At 64.7% G+C, this 18,835-nt stretch carries 22 protein-coding genes; 19 read left to right on the forward strand and 3 right to left on the reverse strand.

Features of this window, described 5'->3' with window-relative positions; genetic code table 11:
- Positions 1-338: 338 nt before the first annotated feature.
- The 4 genes from OLW90_RS01785 to OLW90_RS01800 all read left to right on the forward strand — a co-directional run bounded on the left by OLW90_RS01785 (position 339) and on the right by OLW90_RS01800 (position 3,951).
- Complete coding sequence (locus OLW90_RS01785; protein WP_319650719.1) at positions 339-884, forward strand: hypothetical protein; 546 nt, start codon at positions 339-341, stop codon at positions 882-884.
- Between the two features lie 42 nt (positions 885-926).
- Positions 927-1,610, forward strand: a complete 684-nt coding sequence (locus OLW90_RS01790) for a hypothetical protein (RefSeq protein ID WP_319650720.1) — start codon at positions 927-929, stop codon at positions 1,608-1,610.
- Positions 1,611-1,615: 5 nt separating this feature from the next.
- Complete coding sequence (locus tag OLW90_RS01795; protein WP_319650721.1) at positions 1,616-2,227, forward strand: hypothetical protein; 612 nt, start codon at positions 1,616-1,618, stop codon at positions 2,225-2,227.
- A gap of 152 nt (positions 2,228-2,379) precedes the next feature.
- Positions 2,380-3,951 (forward strand): (2,3-dihydroxybenzoyl)adenylate synthase, encoded by a 1,572-nt coding sequence (locus tag OLW90_RS01800; RefSeq protein WP_413464496.1) that lies wholly within the window; start codon positions 2,380-2,382, stop codon positions 3,949-3,951.
- Here OLW90_RS01800 and OLW90_RS01805 read toward each other — a convergent pair.
- Positions 3,948-4,832 (reverse strand): carbohydrate kinase, encoded by an 885-nt coding sequence (locus tag OLW90_RS01805; RefSeq protein WP_319650724.1) that lies wholly within the window; start codon positions 4,830-4,832, stop codon positions 3,948-3,950. The genes OLW90_RS01800 and OLW90_RS01805 overlap by 4 nt on opposite strands.
- A gap of 231 nt (positions 4,833-5,063) precedes the next feature.
- Between OLW90_RS01805 and OLW90_RS01810 the strand changes: the two genes are divergently transcribed.
- From OLW90_RS01810 to rplE, 5 genes are all read left to right on the forward strand, one after another.
- Positions 5,064-6,587, forward strand: a complete 1,524-nt coding sequence (locus OLW90_RS01810; RefSeq protein WP_319650726.1) for a glycoside hydrolase family 32 protein — start codon at positions 5,064-5,066, stop codon at positions 6,585-6,587.
- Between the two features lie 63 nt (positions 6,588-6,650).
- Complete coding sequence (locus OLW90_RS01815; protein ID WP_319650728.1) at positions 6,651-8,675, forward strand: sucrose-specific PTS transporter subunit IIBC; 2,025 nt, start codon at positions 6,651-6,653, stop codon at positions 8,673-8,675.
- Positions 8,676-8,898: 223 nt separating this feature from the next.
- A complete protein-coding gene (gene rplN, locus OLW90_RS01820; protein ID WP_018118351.1) occupies positions 8,899-9,267 on the forward strand; it encodes a 50S ribosomal protein L14 in 369 nt (122 codons plus the stop codon).
- The gene (rplX, locus tag OLW90_RS01825; protein WP_319650730.1) at positions 9,268-9,582 is read left to right on the forward strand and encodes a 50S ribosomal protein L24; all 315 of its coding nucleotides are present in this window, start codon (positions 9,268-9,270) and stop codon (positions 9,580-9,582) included.
- On the forward strand, positions 9,582-10,166 hold the full coding sequence (gene rplE, locus OLW90_RS01830; RefSeq protein WP_319650732.1) for a 50S ribosomal protein L5: 585 nt from the start codon (positions 9,582-9,584) through the stop codon (positions 10,164-10,166). Before rplX ends, rplE begins: the two co-directional genes overlap by 1 nt.
- A 65-nt stretch (positions 10,167-10,231) precedes the next feature.
- On the opposite strand, the gene cynS is transcribed toward rplE, so the two are convergent.
- Positions 10,232-10,696, reverse strand: coding sequence for a cyanase (gene cynS / locus OLW90_RS01835; RefSeq protein ID WP_319650734.1), 465 nt, complete (start codon positions 10,694-10,696; stop codon positions 10,232-10,234).
- A 224-nt stretch (positions 10,697-10,920) separates the two neighbouring features.
- Here cynS and OLW90_RS01840 point away from each other — a divergent pair, with 224 nt between their 5' ends.
- A complete protein-coding gene (locus OLW90_RS01840) occupies positions 10,921-12,240 on the forward strand; it encodes a lipase family protein (protein WP_319650737.1) in 1,320 nt (439 codons plus the stop codon).
- Positions 12,241-12,304: 64 nt separating this feature from the next.
- Here the strand turns inward: OLW90_RS01840 and OLW90_RS01845 are convergent, their stop codons facing one another.
- Positions 12,305-13,018, reverse strand: coding sequence for a formate dehydrogenase accessory sulfurtransferase FdhD (locus OLW90_RS01845; protein ID WP_319650744.1), 714 nt, complete (start codon positions 13,016-13,018; stop codon positions 12,305-12,307).
- A gap of 284 nt (positions 13,019-13,302) precedes the next feature.
- On the opposite strand from OLW90_RS01845, the gene rpsH reads away from it, so the two are divergent.
- The 9 genes from rpsH to OLW90_RS01890 all read left to right on the forward strand — a co-directional run bounded on the left by rpsH (position 13,303) and on the right by OLW90_RS01890 (position 18,765).
- Positions 13,303-13,701 carry a 30S ribosomal protein S8 gene (gene rpsH / locus OLW90_RS01850; RefSeq protein WP_018118357.1) on the forward strand — a complete coding sequence of 133 codons (399 nt, stop codon included), beginning with the start codon at positions 13,303-13,305 and terminating at the stop codon, positions 13,699-13,701.
- Positions 13,702-13,719: 18 nt separating this feature from the next.
- Complete coding sequence (gene rplF / locus OLW90_RS01855) at positions 13,720-14,256, forward strand: 50S ribosomal protein L6 (RefSeq protein ID WP_319650751.1); 537 nt, start codon at positions 13,720-13,722, stop codon at positions 14,254-14,256.
- Between the two features lie 2 nt (positions 14,257-14,258).
- On the forward strand, positions 14,259-14,666 hold the full coding sequence (gene rplR / locus OLW90_RS01860; protein ID WP_026166031.1) for a 50S ribosomal protein L18: 408 nt from the start codon (positions 14,259-14,261) through the stop codon (positions 14,664-14,666).
- Positions 14,667-14,706: 40 nt separating this feature from the next.
- On the forward strand, positions 14,707-15,333 hold the full coding sequence (gene rpsE, locus OLW90_RS01865) for a 30S ribosomal protein S5 (RefSeq protein ID WP_319650756.1): 627 nt from the start codon (positions 14,707-14,709) through the stop codon (positions 15,331-15,333).
- A 2-nt stretch (positions 15,334-15,335) separates the two neighbouring features.
- Positions 15,336-15,521 (forward strand): 50S ribosomal protein L30, encoded by a 186-nt coding sequence (rpmD, locus tag OLW90_RS01870; protein ID WP_319650758.1) that lies wholly within the window; start codon positions 15,336-15,338, stop codon positions 15,519-15,521.
- A gap of 7 nt (positions 15,522-15,528) precedes the next feature.
- Positions 15,529-15,978 (forward strand): 50S ribosomal protein L15, encoded by a 450-nt coding sequence (rplO, locus tag OLW90_RS01875; RefSeq protein ID WP_319650761.1) that lies wholly within the window; start codon positions 15,529-15,531, stop codon positions 15,976-15,978.
- A gap of 249 nt (positions 15,979-16,227) precedes the next feature.
- Complete coding sequence (locus tag OLW90_RS01880; RefSeq protein ID WP_319650765.1) at positions 16,228-16,605, forward strand: hypothetical protein; 378 nt, start codon at positions 16,228-16,230, stop codon at positions 16,603-16,605.
- A 286-nt stretch (positions 16,606-16,891) separates the two neighbouring features.
- Positions 16,892-18,217, forward strand: coding sequence for a preprotein translocase subunit SecY (secY, locus tag OLW90_RS01885; protein WP_319650767.1), 1,326 nt, complete (start codon positions 16,892-16,894; stop codon positions 18,215-18,217).
- Positions 18,214-18,765, forward strand: coding sequence for an adenylate kinase (locus OLW90_RS01890; protein ID WP_319650769.1), 552 nt, complete (start codon positions 18,214-18,216; stop codon positions 18,763-18,765). Before secY ends, OLW90_RS01890 begins: the two co-directional genes overlap by 4 nt.
- Positions 18,766-18,835 lie beyond the last annotated feature (70 nt).

Genomic DNA, 18,835 nt, shown 5'->3' on the forward strand with positions numbered 1-18,835 from the left:
GGTGTGTCCAAAAGTATCTTTATGGGGTGGCCAAAGGGTGAACGGTGGGTTACCTTTCTGTAAAACCGCAGTGTGATCCACGTTTCCGTAAGGGGCGTTGATGTACCTATTGGATGCCGGAGTGAATAGTGCTACCCCTGCAAACTTTCAGGGGGTGGACAAGCATGATTAAGGGTTTTATACTGCCCTCGTAAGTTTCTCGCAGGCGATCCCAAGGTGTATGGCAGAGCGGGTATTCGGTGCCAATGGCACGCGATACATCGAGCGGCTTCTTGGGTGGTGTGCCTGCCGGACGTAGGTCATCAAACCATCACTTGAGGAAAGAAGAAAGGCCAGCCATGCGCTCTAAGATCGTTTCTACCGTGGTCGCCGCAGCCGTTTCGCTCGGTGCTCTTGTTGCCGCTCCCGCCGCCTCCGCCGCGCAGCCGGTGGTTCCGGGCACCGTGGGTCAGTCCTGCTCCATCGAGGGCCAGCGCGGTCAGTCCCTGAAGATCCTGTCCAGCACGTTCGAGGTGGAGGGCACCGCGACCGTCGCCAACTACAACGATGAGGACCTGCCCCTGACGCAGACCCTGCGCGAGGGCAAGACCAAGTCCTGGAACGTGGGCGGCTCCATTGACTTCGACCTGCTCAAGCTCTTCCACGTGACCTTCAGCGCGGGTTACCAGTCCACTCAGACCTGGGAGGTCGGCCAGACCCTCGGCCCGTACCCCGTCAAGCCCGGCTACACCGGCGTGCTGGAGTACGGCTTCCTCAACCAGCGCTTTGAGGGCACCCACATCCGCTGCTCCGGCGGCACCTGGGTGGACACCGGCCGTCCCTTCCACGGCACCATCCCCAAGGAGCGCCACGTGAAGGTCTCCATGCGCTCCAACGAGGCCTAATAGCCCGCACGGAAGTCACACGAGGGTAGGAAGGACGAGCCGATGAGGAAGAAGCTGATCGCCGTGGCGTGCGGCCTCACCGTGGGGCTGAGCGCCTTTGGCGCGGGCACCGCCACGGCGGCGCAGGCGCAGAAGCTCACCCCGGATCAGGATGAGCACCGCTCCACCTTTGTGGAGGGGGAGCGCTGCAACCCGCTGACGGATGGCAAGCGCCACCCCTGGGAGCAGTGGATTGTGGACGAGTGGGATCGCTATAACGGCACCACCTCGTTCACCAACACCACGGACCGGGAGATCACGTACTCCCTGGAGGTCACCGAGGGCGTGAACGAGTCCGTCAAGGCCATGAGCAGCGGTAACACCTGGGATGTGTTCCTCAAGGGGCTCAAGACCCGCTACGGCGTGGTGGAGACCTCCGAGTGGTCCGTGGGCGATAAGCTCGGCCCCATCAAGGTCAAGCCGGGCGAGACGGTGCGCGCGGATTACGGCGTGCACATGAAGGAGTTCATCGGCCGGGTGCGCACCTGTGACAAGCGAACCAGCACCTGGCGGATGGAGCCGTACTTTGGCAAGTACCACGGCAAGGGCCCCAGCACCCGATTCGTGGTGTGGCACCGCACCACCGCGGAGGGCGATTACACCCAGAACTACATGCCGGTGAATGACTCCTGGGGCAAGGGCGGCGATAGCGGCCCGGGCTCGCAGACGATCAACGGTAAGGCGTGATGAGCGTGGCAAAGAACAGGATCGCCGCTGCGGTGGCCTCGGCCACCGCCTCCCTGGCGGTGCTCGCCGGTGTGGTGGCCACCCCGGCTCTGGCCGCGGAGGACTTCTCCATCGGTCGCACCCCAGATTACTGGGCCCCGGTGCCCAAGTTGCAGGCCAAGGAGCGCGGCCCGCAGCCGGGTACCCAGTGCACTCAGCGCGGTGAGGTGCGCGAGTACGTGGAGTTGAAGGATTCACACTTCGATGTGGAGGGGCAGCAGTCCTCCTTCAACGACACGGATAGCGTGGTGCCGCTGAAGCAGACCATCAAGGAAACCAAGAAGAAAAAGTGGACCTGGTCCATGTCCGTGACGGTCAAGCTCACCAATGAGATCAAGAAGAAGTATGACTGGGAGTACAACCGAGAGATGTTTTGGTCGATGGGCCAGAACCTCGGCCCCTACGATCTCAATCCGGGCGAGAAGGGCACCATCGCCTGGGGCTTCATCATGGACGATTACACCAGCCAGCGCGTGCGCTGCGGTTCCTCGATGACGTGGGAGCCGGTGGGGCGGCAGAACTACGGTTCCGCCCCGCGCGAGCGCCACGTGGAGGTTGTGATTAATAAGGCCGCTTAAAGCGAGCCGCCTCGGAAACGGTCCCGCCTTTGGGCGGGGCCGTTTTTTCGTCGATAAGCAGGACGCTAAAGTTAGCCTAGCGTAACGATGAGGAGGGTACGGTGAGGGAAGAACGGGAAATCAACGCGGTGCGGGCGGCCTCGACTCCCGGCATGGTGGCCACCGGCGTGCCCGAGGACGTGGCGCGCGAGTACCGCGCGGCGGGGCTGTGGACGGGGGATCATCATTGGCGCATGTTCACCCGCACGGTGCGGCGTTACGGCGATAGCCGCGCGGTCACGGATCGCTATCGCTCGCTGACCTGGGTGGAGTTGGCGGAAACGGCGGCGCAGGCCTCGGCGCACCTGGCGGCCCTGGGGGTGCGGCGCGGCGACGGGGTGATCGTGCAGATGCCCAACTCCGTGGCCTTCCTGGAAACCCTCCTGGGAATCTGGCGGCTGGGGGCCATTCCGGTGATGACCCTGCCCGCGCACGGTTCCACGGAGATCGCGTACTTTGCCGATACCGCCCCCGCCCGGCACTACGTGGGCCCGGCGAAGGGGGATCGGCACCACGCCCGGGTGATCCGTGACCTGGAACAAGGGCACCCCGAGGTGACGCGGATAGCGGTGGATACCCGCAGCGCGGATTCGCCCTGGGGCACGCACCCGATCCCGGAGCCGGTGGACGTGAGCCCCGATGAACTGGCCTTTTTGCAGCTTTCGGGAGGCACCACGGGGACGCCGAAGATGATCCCCAAGACGCACGATGATTACCTCTATTCGGTGCGCGCCTCCCTGGACGTGTGCGACCTGGGTGAGGGCGATACCCTGCTCACCGTGCTGCCCGCAGCGCACAATTTCTCCATGTCCTCGCCGGGTATCCTCGGCGCGATGATGGTGGGGGCGCACATCGTCTTTGCCGCAGACCCCAGCCCCACCACCGTGCTTCCGCTCATCGAGAAGCACCGCGTCACCCACGGCGCGCTGGTTCCGCCCATGCTCCTGAGCTACCTCAACTCCTCGGAGCGTCCCCGGCACGATCTCTCCTCGCTGCGCACGCTGTGGGTGGGCGGGGCGAAACTCTCGGCCGCCGCCGCGCGCCGCGTGAAGCCGGAACTGGGCTGCCAGTTGCAGCAGGTCTTTGGCATGGCGGAGGGGCTGGTGAATTACACGCGCCTGGACGATGCGGAGGAGATCGTGGTGACCACGCAGGGGCGCCCGGCTTCCCCGTGGGACGAGGTGCGGCTTATCGACGCCGAGGGAAGAGACGTACCCGCAGGAGAGCCCGGTGAACTGATCACGCGCGGCCCCTACACAATCCGCCGCTATCACCGCAATCCCGAGGCCAATGCCCGCTCCTTTACCCCCGAGGGGTTCTACCGCACCGGGGACATCGCCACCAGGGACGCCCAGGGCAATATCACCGTGGTGGGCCGGGCCAAGGACCAGATCAATCGCGGGGGAGAGAAGGTGGCCCCGGAGGCCGTGGAGAACGCGTTGCTCGGCCACCCCGATGTACACGACGTCTCCGTGGTGGGGATCGAGGACGAGGTGCTGGGGGAGAAGATCCTGGCCTACGTGATCCCGCAGGAGGGGCGGGAGCTATCCTCCCTGGGGCTGCGGAAGTTCGCGCGGGAATCGGGCCTATCGAGCTTTGCGGTACCCGATGTGGTGGAGATCGTGGCGGAGTTCCCCTACACCGGGGTGGGGAAGGTATCAAAGAAGCAGCAGCGCCAGCGCTAGTCCAGCGCGGCGAGTACTTCCTCCCGGGTGGGTGGCTGTGCGCCCACCCGGGAGCAGGTGATGGCGGCGGCGGTGGCGGCAAAGCGCAGCACCTCCCGCCACTGCTCCTCGGTCAAACCCGCGAGGTCACCCGGCCCCCAGCCGTGGCGCTCGGCGTAGGTCACCAGGGAGGCCAGGATGGTGTCCCCCGCGCCGATGGTGTCCACCACGGTCACCGGCACGGCGGGAACGTCTACCTGGGCCGTGGGGGTGCGCACGCTCAACCCCTCACCACCCCGGGTGATGACCATGACGGGGACATCGATCCGCTCGGCACCGCCGAGGAACTCCACCTCCTCCTCGGAGAGTTTGAGCAGAGTGACGTCCGGGAGGAGGGCGCGCAGGAAATCGCGGTGCTGCTCGGTGGCGTAGAAATCGCGGATATTGGGATCGAGCGCGATGAGGGTGCCCCGAGCGGCGAGGGTGCGCAGAACCTCGGCGTAGCGGCTGGCGGCGGGCTCCAGGGCCAGCGAGCAGGTGCCAAAGCAGGCGATCGGGGCCGTGGCGGCGGTGGGGGTGGCCAGGCGGTCCGCGGTGCCGTCCACGTAAAAGGTGTAATGCGCGGAGTGGCTTTCATTGATGCTGGTCACCGCGAGGGTGGTGGGTTCCGCGCCGCGCTGCACGAGATCGGTGGATACGCCCTCCGCGCGCAGGTTATCCACGAGGGCCTGACCGAAGGTATCCGTGGACAGGCGAGAGTGGAAGGCGACGTCCGCGCCCTGCCGGGCGGCGGCGACGGCCACGTTATAGGGCCCGCCGCCGAGCGCGGGTTGAAGCGAGGCGAGGGGAGCGGAGGCGGTGGGCACGAGGTCGATGAGGCCCTCGCCGTAGACGCTGATCATGGTTTCTCCTTGGGCGCGGTATGCGGTGGGAAGAGGAAATGGAAGAAAGTTATGTGCCACGGTAGCAAGACCACGGGCGCGGTGGGTGCCCGAGCGGACGGGGAACCTCACGGGAACGGGGTGTTCCGCGCGGAGTTTTAGGCCCGAGCGGGCATAAAAGTAGGGGAAGCGGGCAGATTTTTCGGTGGCGAGGGGCACACCTGGGAGGTCGTGGCGGCTATCCTGGTGGGCATGGCGAAAAACCATTACCGTCCCGCCTATCACGTTTCTCCGCCGCAGGGGCGCCTGAACGATCCCAATGGCATGTTCCTCAGCGGGAATAACCTCCACGTGCATTACCAGCACGATCCCGTTTTCCCCTTCGCCCCTAAGCGCACCGGCTGGGCGCACGCGGTGATCCCGCTCGCGGGGGAGGGGGCCTTGATACCTCGACACCTGCCCGCCGCGATGGAGCCGGGGCACGCCTATGACGCCCACGGTTGCTACTCCGGCTGCGCGGTGCCGCTCCCGAGGCACCTTCTCGCGGAACACGGCGTGGAGGAACGCGGCAGGGAGGAGCACTGTACGGAGCGGAGCGACGTCGAGAAGCATGACGCCGCGCGACATGCAGCTCAGGCGAGGGTGGCGCTTTTTTATACGGGCAACCTCAAAACCGATGAGGGCCGGGTGGCCACCCAAAACCTCACGCTGCTGGAGGATCCGGACGGGCCGCTCGGCGGGGTGTATCGCCGCGCGGAGGATAACCCGATGATCGCCACCCGCCCGGAGGGTTTTACCCCGCATTACCGGGACCCGCACGTGACCTTGGACCCGGAGCGCCCCGGTGCCTGGCGCATGGTGCTCGGCGCGCAGCGCGGTGAGGGCGAGGGGGGCGTGGATAGCGGCGAGGGCGCGGTGACGCTCTACCGCTCCGGGAACCTCAAGGACTGGGAATACGCCGGGCCGATGACCTTTGATACCTCCGAGGCCGCGCCGGGCGAGGCGCCGGACATCGTGCCCGGCGGATACATGTGGGAATGCCCCAACCTGATTCGGCTCACCGATCAGCACACCGGCGAGGAGATGGACGTGCTGGTGATCTGCCCCCAGGGGCTCGACGAGGTGGAGGAGGTGCTCCCGGAGAACCCGGACGTGATGGTCACGCACTACGCCAGCACCGATCAGTGCGGTTACCTGGTGGGCCGCCTAGAGGGCACCACTTTCCACGTGACCAGGGGCTTTAGCGAGCTGGACTACGGGCACGAGTTCTACGCCCCACACCTGATCCCGGAAACCCCCGCCTCCGCCCTCATGCTCGCCTGGATGGGGCAACCCGCGCAGGACGATAAACCCTCCCTGGCCGAGGGCTGGGTACACATGCTCACCTGTCTGCGTCGGCTCACCCTCGTAGACGGATGGTTGCACCAGGAACCCCTGCTGCCGGAGCGTCTCGACGCCCCCGATGCCTTCCGCATCACCGCCACCCTGGGGGAGCGCGACCTTGAGAAAAAGCTTATCGACGCCACCGGCACCACGCAGGTGCGCCTGACCTACGACGCCGCCGCGCGGGTGCTCTCCGTGGCGCGCCGGGGTGGGCACCTCGCCCTGGATCGGGGCGACGGCAACGCCTGGGATACCCGCACGTTCCGGGTGGAACCGGGGCCGCTAGAGATGATCGTCGATGGCGCGGCCGTGGAGGTATTCGCCGGTGCCACCGGCGTGACCGCCAGCTTGCAGGCGTTTAGCGCGCCGGGCGTGGGCTGGCAGCGCCCATAGACCTTAAGATTGACTCTTAATTCCGATTTGTAAAAAACGACACAAGAAAGCGGAAACGCCACCGTGGAACATAAAAAGGTAGCCAGCCGCGTGCTGGAAGCCGTGGGCGGGGAGGATAACCTCGTTGCCGCCGCGCACTGCGCCACGCGCCTGCGCATGGTGCTCAAGGATGACTCCCGAGTGGATCGGGCCCGCCTGGACGATGATCCCGACCTCAAGGGCACCTTTGAGGCCGGGGGAATGTTCCAGGTCATCGTGGGGCCCGGCGACGTAGACCGGGTGTTTGCGGAGATGGACGCGCAAACCTCCAAGAGCATCGCGGTGAGCACCGAGGAACTCAAAGAGGTGGCGGCCAAGGGCGGCAACCCCCTGACCCGCGCCGTGAAGATGCTCTCCGATATTTTCGTGCCGCTGATCCCCATTCTGGTGGGCGGCGGCCTGCTCATGGCGCTCAATAACGTCCTCACCGCCGAGGGCGTGTTTGGGGATCGCTCGTTGATCGCCATGTATCCGCAGATCGCGGACCTCTCCGAACTCATCAACCTCCTGGCCTCCGCTCCCTTTGCCTTCCTGCCGGTGTTGGTGGGCTACACGGCCACCAAGCGCTTTGGCGGCAACGAATTCCTTGGCGCGGGCATGGGCATGGCGATGGTCATGCCCTCCCTGGTCAATGGCTACTCCGTGGCGGAAACGATGGCCAGCGGGAACATGCCCTACTGGGACATCTTCGGCCTCAACGTGGCCCAGGCCGGATACCAGGGCACGGTGCTGCCGGTGCTGGTGGTTGCCTGGCTGCTGGCCACCACGGAAAAGTTCCTGCACAAGCGCCTCAAGGGCACCGTGGACTTCCTGCTTACCCCGGTGATCACCCTGCTGATCACCGGCTTTATTACGTTCATCGCGGTGGGCCCGGTGCTGCGCACCGCCGGCGATGCCCTAGGTGAGGGCCTGGCCTGGCTCTACCACGTGGCGGGCCCCCTGGGCGGCCTGCTGTTTGGTCTGTTCTATTCCCCGATCGTGATTACCGGCCTGCACCAGTCCTTCCCACCCATCGAGATCCAGCTCTGGGCATCGGACGGCGGCTCCTTTGTATTCCCCGTGGCCTCCATGGCCAATATCGCCCAGGGCGCGGCCACCCTGGCGGTGTGGACGCTGGCGAAGTCGGACAAGCTCAAGGGCTTGGCCGGTGCCTCGGGATTCTCGGCGATATTCGGCATCACCGAGCCCGCCATCTTCGGCGTGAACCTGCGCCTGCGCTGGCCGTTCTTTGTAGCGATGGGCGGCGCGGCCCTGGGTGGCGCGCTGGTGGCGCTGTTCAAGATCAAGGCCACCGCCCTGGGCGCGGCGGGCTTCCTGGGCGTGGTTTCCATGCGCGCCGGAGACTGGGGCACCTTCATGATTCTGGCCGTGGTGACCTTTGCGGCGACCTTCGGCGCCACCTGGGCCTACGGGCGATACCTGGTGTCCAAGAACGGCAGCATTGACCCGGATTCGGTGGGTGCTGCTCCGGCGGGTGCTGCTGTATCTGCGGGAGCCGCGGACTCGGCTTCGGCGCAGCAGCCCAGCGAGGCGGCCGCCGACGCCACCCCCGTGACCTCCCCGCTCACCGGCCAGGCCCTGGCGCTGGCGGAAGTCTCCGATCCGATGTTCGCGGCCGGGAAACTCGGCGCGGGCGTGGCGGTGGTGCCGGAGGAGGGCGTGCTGCGCTCCCCGGTGACGGGCACCGTCACCGTGGCCTTCCCCAGCGGGCACGCCTTTGCGGTGCGCACCAAAGCCCAGGACGGCTCCAACGTGGACATCCTCATGCACATCGGCTTTGACACCGTGAACCTCAAGGGGCAGCACTTTAGCCCCAAGGCGGGCAAGGGCGATCAGGTGCAGGCGGGCGACGTGCTCTGCGAGTTCGACATCGCCGCGATCAAGGCCGCCGGCTATGAGGTGACCACGCCCGTGGTGGTGGCCAACTCTAAAAAGACCGGACCCGTGCTTCCCGCCGCGAGCCTGGCGCTGCCGGGCGCGGTGGCGGCGGGGGAGGACCTGCTGACCGTGGACATGAAGCCCGCTGCGGAGGCCGCCCCGGCCTCCTAATACGCCAGCAAGTGGCTCCCCCGGAATGCGGATCGAACCGCTCCGGGGGAGTTTTGCGTGCGGGCAAGCGATGGTGGTTTAATAGGGCGGCTGTCTGCGTGACGGGTGCGTTCCGAGCCCGGATGGCGGTATTGCCAGCGCAGGAAACGCAATTTGTACATAGACCGCGTGCGTTCAGGGCGGAAATCTGGCGCACACTCAAACCAGGTCAAGGAGACCAGCAGTGATTCAGCAGGAATCGCGTCTGAAGGTCGCCGATAACACCGGTGCACGAGAGATCCTGTGCATCCGCGTTCTCGGCGGTTCCACCCGACGCTTTGCCGGTATCGGTGACACCATCGTGGCCACCGTCAAGGAAGCCACCCCCGGCGGCAACGTCAAGGCCGGTGAAGTGGTGAAGGCCGTGATCGTGCGTACCAAGAAGGAGACCCGTCGCCCGGACGGCTCCTACATTGCGTTCGACGAGAACGCCGCCGTGCTCATCAAGAACGATGGTGAGCCCCGCGGCACCCGCATCTTCGGGCCGGTGGCCCGCGAGCTGCGCGAAAAGAAGTTCATGAAGATTGTGTCGCTGGCACCGGAGGTGATCTAAGTGAAGATCCGCAAGGGCGATATGGTCCAGGTGATCTCCGGCCCCGATAAGGGTGCCCAGGGCAAGGTCATTCAGGCCTTCCCCAAGACCGAGAAGGTGCTCGTGGAGGGCGTGAACCGCATCAAGAAGCATGTGGCTAACTCCGCTCCCGAGCGTGGCGCCGAGTCCGGCGGCATCGTGACCCAGGAGGCCCCCATTCACGCTTCCAACGTGATGGTGCTGGATTCCGAGGGCAAGCCCACCCGCGTCGGCTACCGCTTCGACGAGGACGGCAAGAAGGTCCGCATTGCGCGTAGCAACGGGAAGGACATCTAATGAGCGAGAACTACACCCCGCGTCTCAAGACCGTCTACCGCGAAGAGATCCGCACCAAGCTCAACGATAAGTATGAGTACGAGAACGTCATGCAGATCCCCGGTCTGACCAAGATCGTGGTGAACATGGGTGTGGGCGACGCCGCCCGCGACTCCAAGCTCATCAACGGCGCCATCGAGGACCTGACCCTGATCACGGGCCAGAAGCCGCAGATCCGCCGCGCCCGCAAGTCCATCGCTAACTTCAAGTTGCGCGAGGGCATGCCCATCGGCGCGAAGGTGACCCTGCGCGGCGACCGCATGTGGGAGTTCCTGGATCGTCTGCTGACCGTGGCCCTGCCGCGTATCCGCGACTTCCGTGGCCTCTCCGACCAGCAGTTTGACGGCCACGGTAACTACACCTTCGGCCTGACCGAGCAGACGATGTTCTACGAGATCGACGTGGACAAGGTTGATCGTCCGCGCGGCATGGACATCACCGTGGTGACCACCGCCACGAACAACGAGGAGGGTCGCTCCCTCCTGCGCCTGCTGGGCTTCCCGTTCAAGGACGGCGAGGGCAAGATGCAGGCCAAGGAGGCCTAAAGTTAGCCCCTTAGCGTGAAGGGCCCCGGCATATCGCCGGGGCCCTTTGTCGTAGGCAGAGGCAATTACCAGCGGTAGTCGAGGAACTTGCCGTCGAGGGTGATGACCACGCGGTCGCCGTCAGGATCGGGGCGGCGGCGCAGGTCCACCTTGAAGTTGATGGCGCTCATGATGCCATCGCCAAACTCCTCGTGGATCAGTTCCTTCAGCGCCGGGCCGTACACCGAGAGTGCCTCGTGCAGGCGATATATGGTGGGGTCGCGCTGCACCGAGGGATCGCTACCTCGGGTGGGCTGTAGTTGTAGGGATTCCACCACGGCCTCCCGCTCCGATCCGGTAAAGCCCAGGCGTTCGGTGAGGGCGGTGGCCTGCTCGGCGGTCATGGGGTGTTGGCCGAGCAGGGCGGCGGTGGTCCAGACCACGGGGGCGTCGATAAGCGCGGCGAGTTCCGCCCAGGTCGCGCCGGTGCGAATGCGCTGGGCGGTGATGAGTGCGGCGGCGTCGGATTTGGAGATAATTGGTTGAGTCATATTTGCTCCTTTCGGTCAAAAGGTATTACCCAGGCTAGCGATACGGGCGGTGAAATCACACCAGTCACACAAGTTTTGTTATCATTCCTTGGGAAAATATCTTTTGGCTACACTCCGCCTGTATTTCCTCTGGTCAATGGCCTGGTGAGGCCCCGGGGGCAAACCCCATCAGCGGTGGAGAAGATTGGATGAAACACGTGAAGAAAACACGTCTGCTCGCATTGATGACGGCCGTTGCAGTGGCGTTGCCCACGGCCCCTGCCGTGGCGGCCCCCACGCTTCCCGTCATCCCCAATTCCAGCGATCTCCTACCGGAGGGAAGCTCCTCGATCCAGCGGAGCGATCATGGCTTCTTTGAGAACCACGAGGATCTCTCCGGGCGCAACCCCGGTGACATCCTGGACGTGCGCCACCTGCCCTACCACGCCTTTGCGGCCCCGCTGCCCCTGGAGGTAGTGCAGATCAAGTACGTGACCATCAACGCGCAGGGGCACAAGACCCACGGCATCACCTCCGTGGTCAAGCCCACGGGGCCGGGCAACGGCAAGTTGGTGTCCATGCACTCCATCTATGATTCCCTCAACCCCGAGCACTCGCCCTCGCGCTCCATCGCTGGCGATCTCTCCGTGGGCAATATCGCCTACACCGGCACCGAGACCGTGCAGATCCTGAACTTCCTGGCCAAGGGATACGCGGTGGCCTTCCCGGACATCGAGGGGCAGACCGCGAACTTCATCGCAGGTCCCGAGTACGGCACCACCACCCTGGACGGTATTCGGGCGGCCCTGCACGTGCCCGATACCGGCCTGAACCCCGATTCCCAGGTGGGTCTGGTGGGCTACTCCGGCGGTGCCATCGCCACCAACTGGGCCGCGCAGTTGGCCCCCTCCTACGCCCCGGACATTAATGACAACCTCGTGGGCGCGGCCACCGGCGGCGTGCTGGTGAACCCGATCAACAACATCAACTACGTGAGCGGCTCCGCCTACTGGGCGCCGATTCAGTTGATGGCCGTGGTGGGCCTTAGCCGCGCCTATGGCGTAGACCTGGCCCAGTACTTCAACGACTTTGGCCGTATGATGCTAAGCCGCGTGGAGAACTCCTCCATCACCGAGGTGGTGGGTTCCATGCCCGGCCTGACCTGGGAGGCCCTGGTCAAGCCGGAGTACCGCGATCCGTACGCGATCCCGGAGTTGGTGGACGTGATCCGCAAGGTGAACATGGGCCTGGCACCCGACCCCACCGTGCCCTTCTACTACACGCAGGGCGTGGTGGGCGAGGTTGCCGGTACCGTGGACGTGCAGCGCGGCCTGGGCAAGGCGGGCGACGGCGTGATGGTGGCCGATGATTCCCGTGCCCTGGCAAACAAGTACTGTGCCGCTGGCGTTCCGGTGCAGTACGAGGAGCACCCGGTGCCCCACGTCACCGGCGGCGCCACCTGGTTTGTCAATGCCGTGGGTTGGATGACCGACCGCTTTGAGGGCAAGCCCGCCCCGAGCACCTGCGGCAGCATTCCCGCAGGCGATCAGAGCATTCTGCACTAATCGGAGCTAATCGGGGGCTGGAATGCTGCGGGCCTGGGAAACCGGGCCCGCTTTTCTTATGCGCTTATTCGTGGAGATCGCCGCTGTAGAGCAGGGCGGTGTTCTTGCAGCACAGGAGAATGAGCCCGTGCTCGCGGGCGTGCTCCACCGCCGCGCCGGTGGGAGTGAGCGGGGAGGAGACGCCGCGAAAGCCCGCGCGCTGGGCGCGCCTCAGCACGTCGAGGGTGGGGCGGGCGCTGAGTAGTAGAAACGCACCCCGGGCCGGGCGCTGGGCTGCGGGCTCGGCCACCAGCAGCGCGCCCATCACTTTGTCCACGGCATTGATCGCGGCGAGGTCCTCCCGGTGCGTGGTGTGTCCCTCCCGCATCGCCGAGGCTTGGTAGAGGTCATCGGGCTGCGCCACGGGGGTGGCCTCCAGCAGGGCGCGCACCTCGGTGGTGCTTATCGACGCCCCGGTGCGCTCAACCTCGGGCGGTGGCCCCACTTGCGGGTTGAGCCGCAGATCCAGGACGTTATAGGTATTGCACTGGTTCTCTCCCTCCGCCCCGGCGCAGTAGCGGGCCTCGCTGAGGTCCTCGGCGCGGGTGATGAGGCCCTCGGCGTAGAGCAGGCCGTGGGCCAGTTCGATGTCATTTCCGGGCGTGCGGGGGAGGCGGTAACGGGGGCCGTCGATAAGCCGAATCTCCAGGGGCTCCTCGCTGAGCACGGGGGCCGCGCGGCGGGAGGAGCCCTCTGCGTGGAGGTGCAGGGCGGGGACCCTGGGGGTGCGTCTGCTCATGGGGCTCACCTTAGCGGGAGGATTTTGCCTGCGCGGCGGCGTGTGGGTAAAGTTTATCGCTGGACTTCTGCGCGCCACGGCTGTGGTGCGCGGCTTTCCGTTAATTGAACACGAACACCTACTTTGCCGTAGGCCCCTCGCCGGATATGCGGACCGTGTGAAATGTGGCAGCGAGCAGCCCCCATTACTGAGTGGGGGAGAGCGCAAGTGGCCCGAAAGATACGCGGAGAACGCTTTATCGGTGAGCGCAGGGAACCGCGGCGAGAAAGGCTAGAGGTCGCTTTATGACCATGACTGATCCTATCGCGGACATGCTGTCGCGCGTGCGCAACGCTAATCACGCGCACCACGACGTCGTGTCCATGCCTTCCTCGAAGATCAAGGCGAACATCGCCGAGATCCTCAAGCAGGAGGGCTACATTGCGAACTACACCGTCGAGGACGCCAAGGTCGGCAAGACCCTGTCCCTCGAACTGAAGTACGGCCCCCAGCGCGAGCGCTCCATCTCCGGTCTGCGCCGCGTGTCCAAGCCGGGTCTGCGCGTGTACGCAAAGTCCACCGAACTGCCGACGGTCCTTGGCGGCCTGGGTGTGGCCATCATCTCCACCTCCCAGGGTCTGCTGACCGATCGCCAGGCGAGCGAGAAGGGCGTAGGCGGAGAAGTCCTCGCCTACGTCTGGTAAAGGGAGAAGTGATAAGCAATGTCGCGAGTTGGTAAGGCTCCCATCGCCATTCCGTCCGGTGTGGAAACGAAGATCGACGGCCAGCACGTCGAGGTCAAGGGCCCCAAGGGCACCCTGTCCCTGGACGTTCCGGCCCCCATCGCCGTGGCTGTGGAGGACAACCAGATTGTGGTGTCCCGCCCGGACGATCAGCGCAAGAACCGTGCCCTGCACGGCCTTTCCCGGTCGCTGATCAACAACTGCGTGGTCGGCGTCACCGAGGGTTACACCATCAAGATGGAAATCTTCGGCGTGGGCTACCGCGTCCAGGCCAAGGGCAAGAACCTGGAGTTCTCCCTGGGTTATTCCCACCCGATCCTCATCGAGGCTCCGGAGGGCATCACCTTTGCCGTGGACGGCAACACGAAGTTCTCCATCGCCGGTATCGACAAGCAGCAGGTTGGGCAGATCGCCGCGAACATCCGTCGTCTGCGGAAGGACGATCCTTACAAGGGTAAGGGCATCCGCTACGAGGGTGAGCAGATCCGCCGCAAGGTCGGAAAGACGGGTAAGTAAGCATGAGCAACAACGCAGAGCAAAACAAGAAGCGCACGCCGGTGGGCAAGGATATTTCCTCGCGCCGTCGCGCTGCCCGTGCCCGCCGTCACTTCCGCGTTCGCAAGAACCTGCGTGGTACCCCCGAGGCCCCGCGCCTGGTGGTTCACCGTTCCTCGCGTCACATGCACGCGCAGGTCATCGACGACACCATCGGCCACACCCTTGTTGCCGCCTCCACCATCGAGCCGGAGATCCGGGCGATGGAGGGCGACAAGAAGACCAAGGGTGCCAAGGTGGGCGAGCTGATCGCCCAGCGCGCCAAGGAAGCCGGCATCGAGAAGGTCGTGTTCGACCGCGCCGGTTACAAGTACCACGGCCGCGTTGCCGCGCTGGCCGACGCAGCCCGTGAAGGTGGTTTGAAGTTCTAATGATCGCCACCTCGCAGAACATCAACGGAAGGATCGCGTAATGCCGGGACGTGAACGGCGTGACGGCGGACGCTCCGCCGACGAGAACAAGAAGAACAACAACGAGCGCCGCGGCGGGCGCAACAACGATCGCCGTGGCAACAACGACGAGCGCGATAAGTACATCGAGCGCGTTGTGACCATCAACCGCGTGTCCAAGGTGGTCAAGGGTGGTCGTCGCTTCAGCTTCACCGCCCTGGTGATCGTGGGCGACGGTCAGGGCATGGTCGGCGTGGGCTATGGCAAGGCTAAGGAAGTTCCCGCCGCCATCCAGAAGGGTGCCGAGGAGGCTCGCAAGAACTTCTTCCGCGTGCCCATGGTGGCCGGCACCATCACCCACCCGGTGATCGGCGAGGCCGCCGCCGGCCGCGTGATGCTCAAGCCCGCCGCTCCCGGTACCGGTGTGATCGCCGGTGGCGCTGCCCGCCCCGTGCTGGAGTGCGCCGGTGTGCAGGACATCCTCTCGAAGTCCCTGGGCTCCGATAACGCCATTAACGTTGTGCACGCCACGGTGGCCGGGCTCAAGCAGCTCGTCCGCCCGGAGGAGGTCGCAGCACGTCGCGGCAAGACCCTCGAAGAGGTTGCCCCGGCTCGTATGCTGCGCGCCCGCGCTGGACAGGAGGCCTAAGCATGGCACTGAAGATCACGCAGATTCGCGGTATCGTGGGAACGAACCCGAAGCAGAAGGCCAACCTTGAGGCCCTGGGCCTCAAGCGCATCCGCCACAGCGTCATCAAGAAGGACAACGCTGCCGTGCGCGGCCAGATCAACATGGTGCGCCACTTGGTCGTTGTCGAAGAAGTGGCAGGGGAGTAGATAACACATGAGCGATATCATCAAGCTCCACGATCTGCGCCCGTCCAAGGGTGCAAACAAGCCCAAGACCCGCGTGGGCCGTGGTGAGGCCTCCAAGGGTAAGACCGCTGGCCGTGGTACCAAGGGTACGAAGGCCCGCAAGCAGGTTTCGGCCGCATTCGAGGGTGGGCAGATGCCGATCCACATGCGCCTGCCGAAGCTCAAGGGCTTCAAGAACCCGAACAAGGTCTACTACCAGGTGGTCAATGTGGGCGACCTGAACAAGGCCTTCCCGGAGGGCGGCGAGATCACCGTGGCGGACATCGTGGCCAAGGGCCTCGTCCGTCCGAAGCAGCCGGTCAAGGTTCTGGGCAATGGCGACCTCGGCGTCAAGCTGAACGTTACCGCCGAGAAGTTCTCCAAGTCCGCTGTGGAGAAGATTGAGGCCGCTGGCGGTTCCGTGACCGCTACCAAGTAGCCCGATCATTCTTTTCCAGAAAGCCCCTGCCTCCCCGTTTGGGGGAAGGCAGGGGCTTTCTGCTCGTCGTGCTCTTGTGCGGCGCTGATCGTAGGTGCGTTGCTCGTAGGCGCGCTGCTCGTAGGGGAGATGTGTGAGGCACCGCCCGTGTGCGGCGGTGGTTGTGATGCTTATGCCGCGTGGCGTCGTGAGCCAAGGGGGGGAGCAGACGGGGGTGTGGGTAAGGGAAGCGGGCTACATTGGGGACTCATGGTGGAGAGAAAACCAACCGGCCGTGGCCTGATGGCTACTATTGTTGCCGCTCTGCTGGGTGTAATGGCGGCGCTGGACCTCGCCTCGCTGCTCTTCTTGAACGGTGAGGCCCTGGGAACGCGGGTGTTATACGCCCTGAGTTCCGGGATCATGCTGCTGGGAGCGGTGTTGTTCTTCCTGCCCCGCGTGTCGCGCGGGATCACTTCCGGGGTGCTGCTGTTGGGGCTCGCCGCGTGGTGGGCCCGCTTGGCGATGGGATTGGTGGGAGGCACCGCCGATGGGGAGGACATTGGGGCGGTGCTGATCCTCGGCGGGGTGATGGCGGGGGCCGTGGCCCTGCTGATTGTGGATGTGCGGAGCCGGGTGTGGGATTGAGCACCGGGGCGGGTCTTGGCCTGGAGGTTAATCCGGAGACCGAGCGCGCGGTAATGAGTGGGGGGGGGCAAGCGATGGAGGGGGAAGCGGGGCGGCATCGAGTGGGAACTAAGGCGGTGTTCACCCTGGGGTGGGAAAAGTTCGGGTGGCTGGTAAGGTAGTGGAGTCAATTGTGTCCGGCGCCCCTAGTTGCGTGTATGCGGGGCGTAGGGGCTGGAACGAATAGAACACTCTGCCGTGCTGGGATGTCCCAAGACAACAGGTGCGTGTGGAGCCAGGAGGATAAGTGTCCGCCGTTATCCAGGCTTTTAAGGATGTTGATCTTCGCCGGAAGATTTTCTTCACCATCGCGATGATCATCTTGTACCGTATCGGTGCGCAGATTCCCTCCCCGGGAGTGGATTACGCGCAGATTAGCGATCGTTTGCGCACTCTTACCCAGGAGCAGGGCAGCGTTTATTCGCTGATTAATCTCTTCTCCGGTGGCGCGCTCTTGCAGCTTTCGGTCTTTGCCATCGGCATTATGCCCTACATCACGGCGTCGATCATCGTGCAGTTGCTGACCGTGGTGATTCCGCACTTTGAGCAGCTGAAAAAGGAGGGGCAGTCCGGTCAGGCCAAGATGACCCAGTACACCCGCTACCTCACGGTGGCCCTGGCGCTCTTGCAGTCCGCGGGCATCGTGGCCCTGGCGGATCGCCAGCAGCTCCTGGGTAATGGTGTTGAGGTGCTGGTGGCCGATCGCACCGTGTGGGATCTGGTGGTGTTGGTGATCACCATGACCTCCGGTGCCGTGCTGGTGATGTGGATGGGCGAACTGATCACGGAGAAGGGCGTGGGCAACGGTATGTCCCTGCTCATCTTCGCCGGCATCGCCACCCGTCTGCCTACCGACGGCCTCGCGGTGCTCAACAACTCCGGCGGCCTGATGTTCGCCGTGGTGGTGGCCGCCGTGGTGCTGCTCGTGGTGGGCGTGGTGTTCGTGGAGCAGGGCCAGCGCCGCATCCCGGTGCAGTACGCCAAGCGCATGGTGGGGCGCCGTCAATACGGCGGTTCCTCCACCTACCTGCCGCTGAAGGTGAACCAGGCGGGCGTGATCCCCGTGATTTTCGCGTCCTCGCTGATTTACATGCCGGTGCTGATTACGCAGATCGTGTACTCCGGCAGCCTGGAGCAGCCGGATAACTGGTGGCAGCGCAACGTCATCTCTGTGCTGCAAAGCCCCTCCTCCTGGCAGTACATCCTGCTGTACTTCGCGCTGATTATCTTCTTCTCCTACTTCTACGTTTCGGTTCAGTACGATCCGAACGAGCAGGCGGATAACATGAAAAAGTACGGTGGCTTCATTCCGGGTATTCGTCCCGGCCGCCCCACGGCGGAGTACCTGGCGTACGTGATGAATCGCCTGCTGTTCGTGGGCGCGCTGTACCTTGGCGTCATCGCGGTGCTGCCGAATATCGCGCTGGAGTTCGGCATTGGCCAGCAGGGCGGCGCGGCGATGGGTGCCTTTGGCGGTACCGCCGTGTTGATTCTGGTGTCTGTGGCGCTGACCACCGTGAAGCAAATTGAAAGCCAGCTTCTGCAAAGTAACTACGAAGGGTTGCTCAAATGAGACTCATACTTCTTGGACCCCCCGGTGCTGGCAAGGGCACCCAGGCCGTTTTGCTCTCGGAGAAGTTGGGCGTGCCCCACATCTCCACGGGCGATCTCTTCCGCGCGAACATTGGCGAGGGCACCCCGCTGGGTGTCGAGGCCAAGGAATACATCGACGCGGGCAAGCTCGTGCCCACTGACGTGACCGCGCGCATGGTGGAGTCCCGCCTCGACGAGGCCGATACCGCCGAGGGCTTCCTGCTCGATGGCTTCCCCCGCACGGTGGAGCAGGCGGAGATTCTCACCGCGCTGCTGGAGCGCAAGGGCCTCAAGCTGGACGGCGTGCTGAACTTCCGCATCTCCGAGGACGTGGTGGTGGAGCGCATGCTCGCTCGCGGCCGCGCGGACGATAACGAGGAGACCATCCGCACGCGCCTGAAGGTGTACCGCGATGAGACCGCGCCGCTGATCGAGCACTACGGCGAGGAGATCATCAGCATCGACGCCGAGGGCGAGGTGGAGGAGATCAACTCCCGCGCCCTGGCCGCGCTGGAGGAGCGCAAGTAACATAGCCGCGCCGCGCAGGCTGAGATAGATAGTCCCCGTGGGAGCCCCGAGAGGAGTTCCGGCGGGGACT

Source organism: Corynebacterium sp. 21KM1197, assembly GCF_033783015.1.
Classification (GTDB): Bacteria; Actinomycetota; Actinomycetes; order Mycobacteriales; family Mycobacteriaceae; genus Corynebacterium.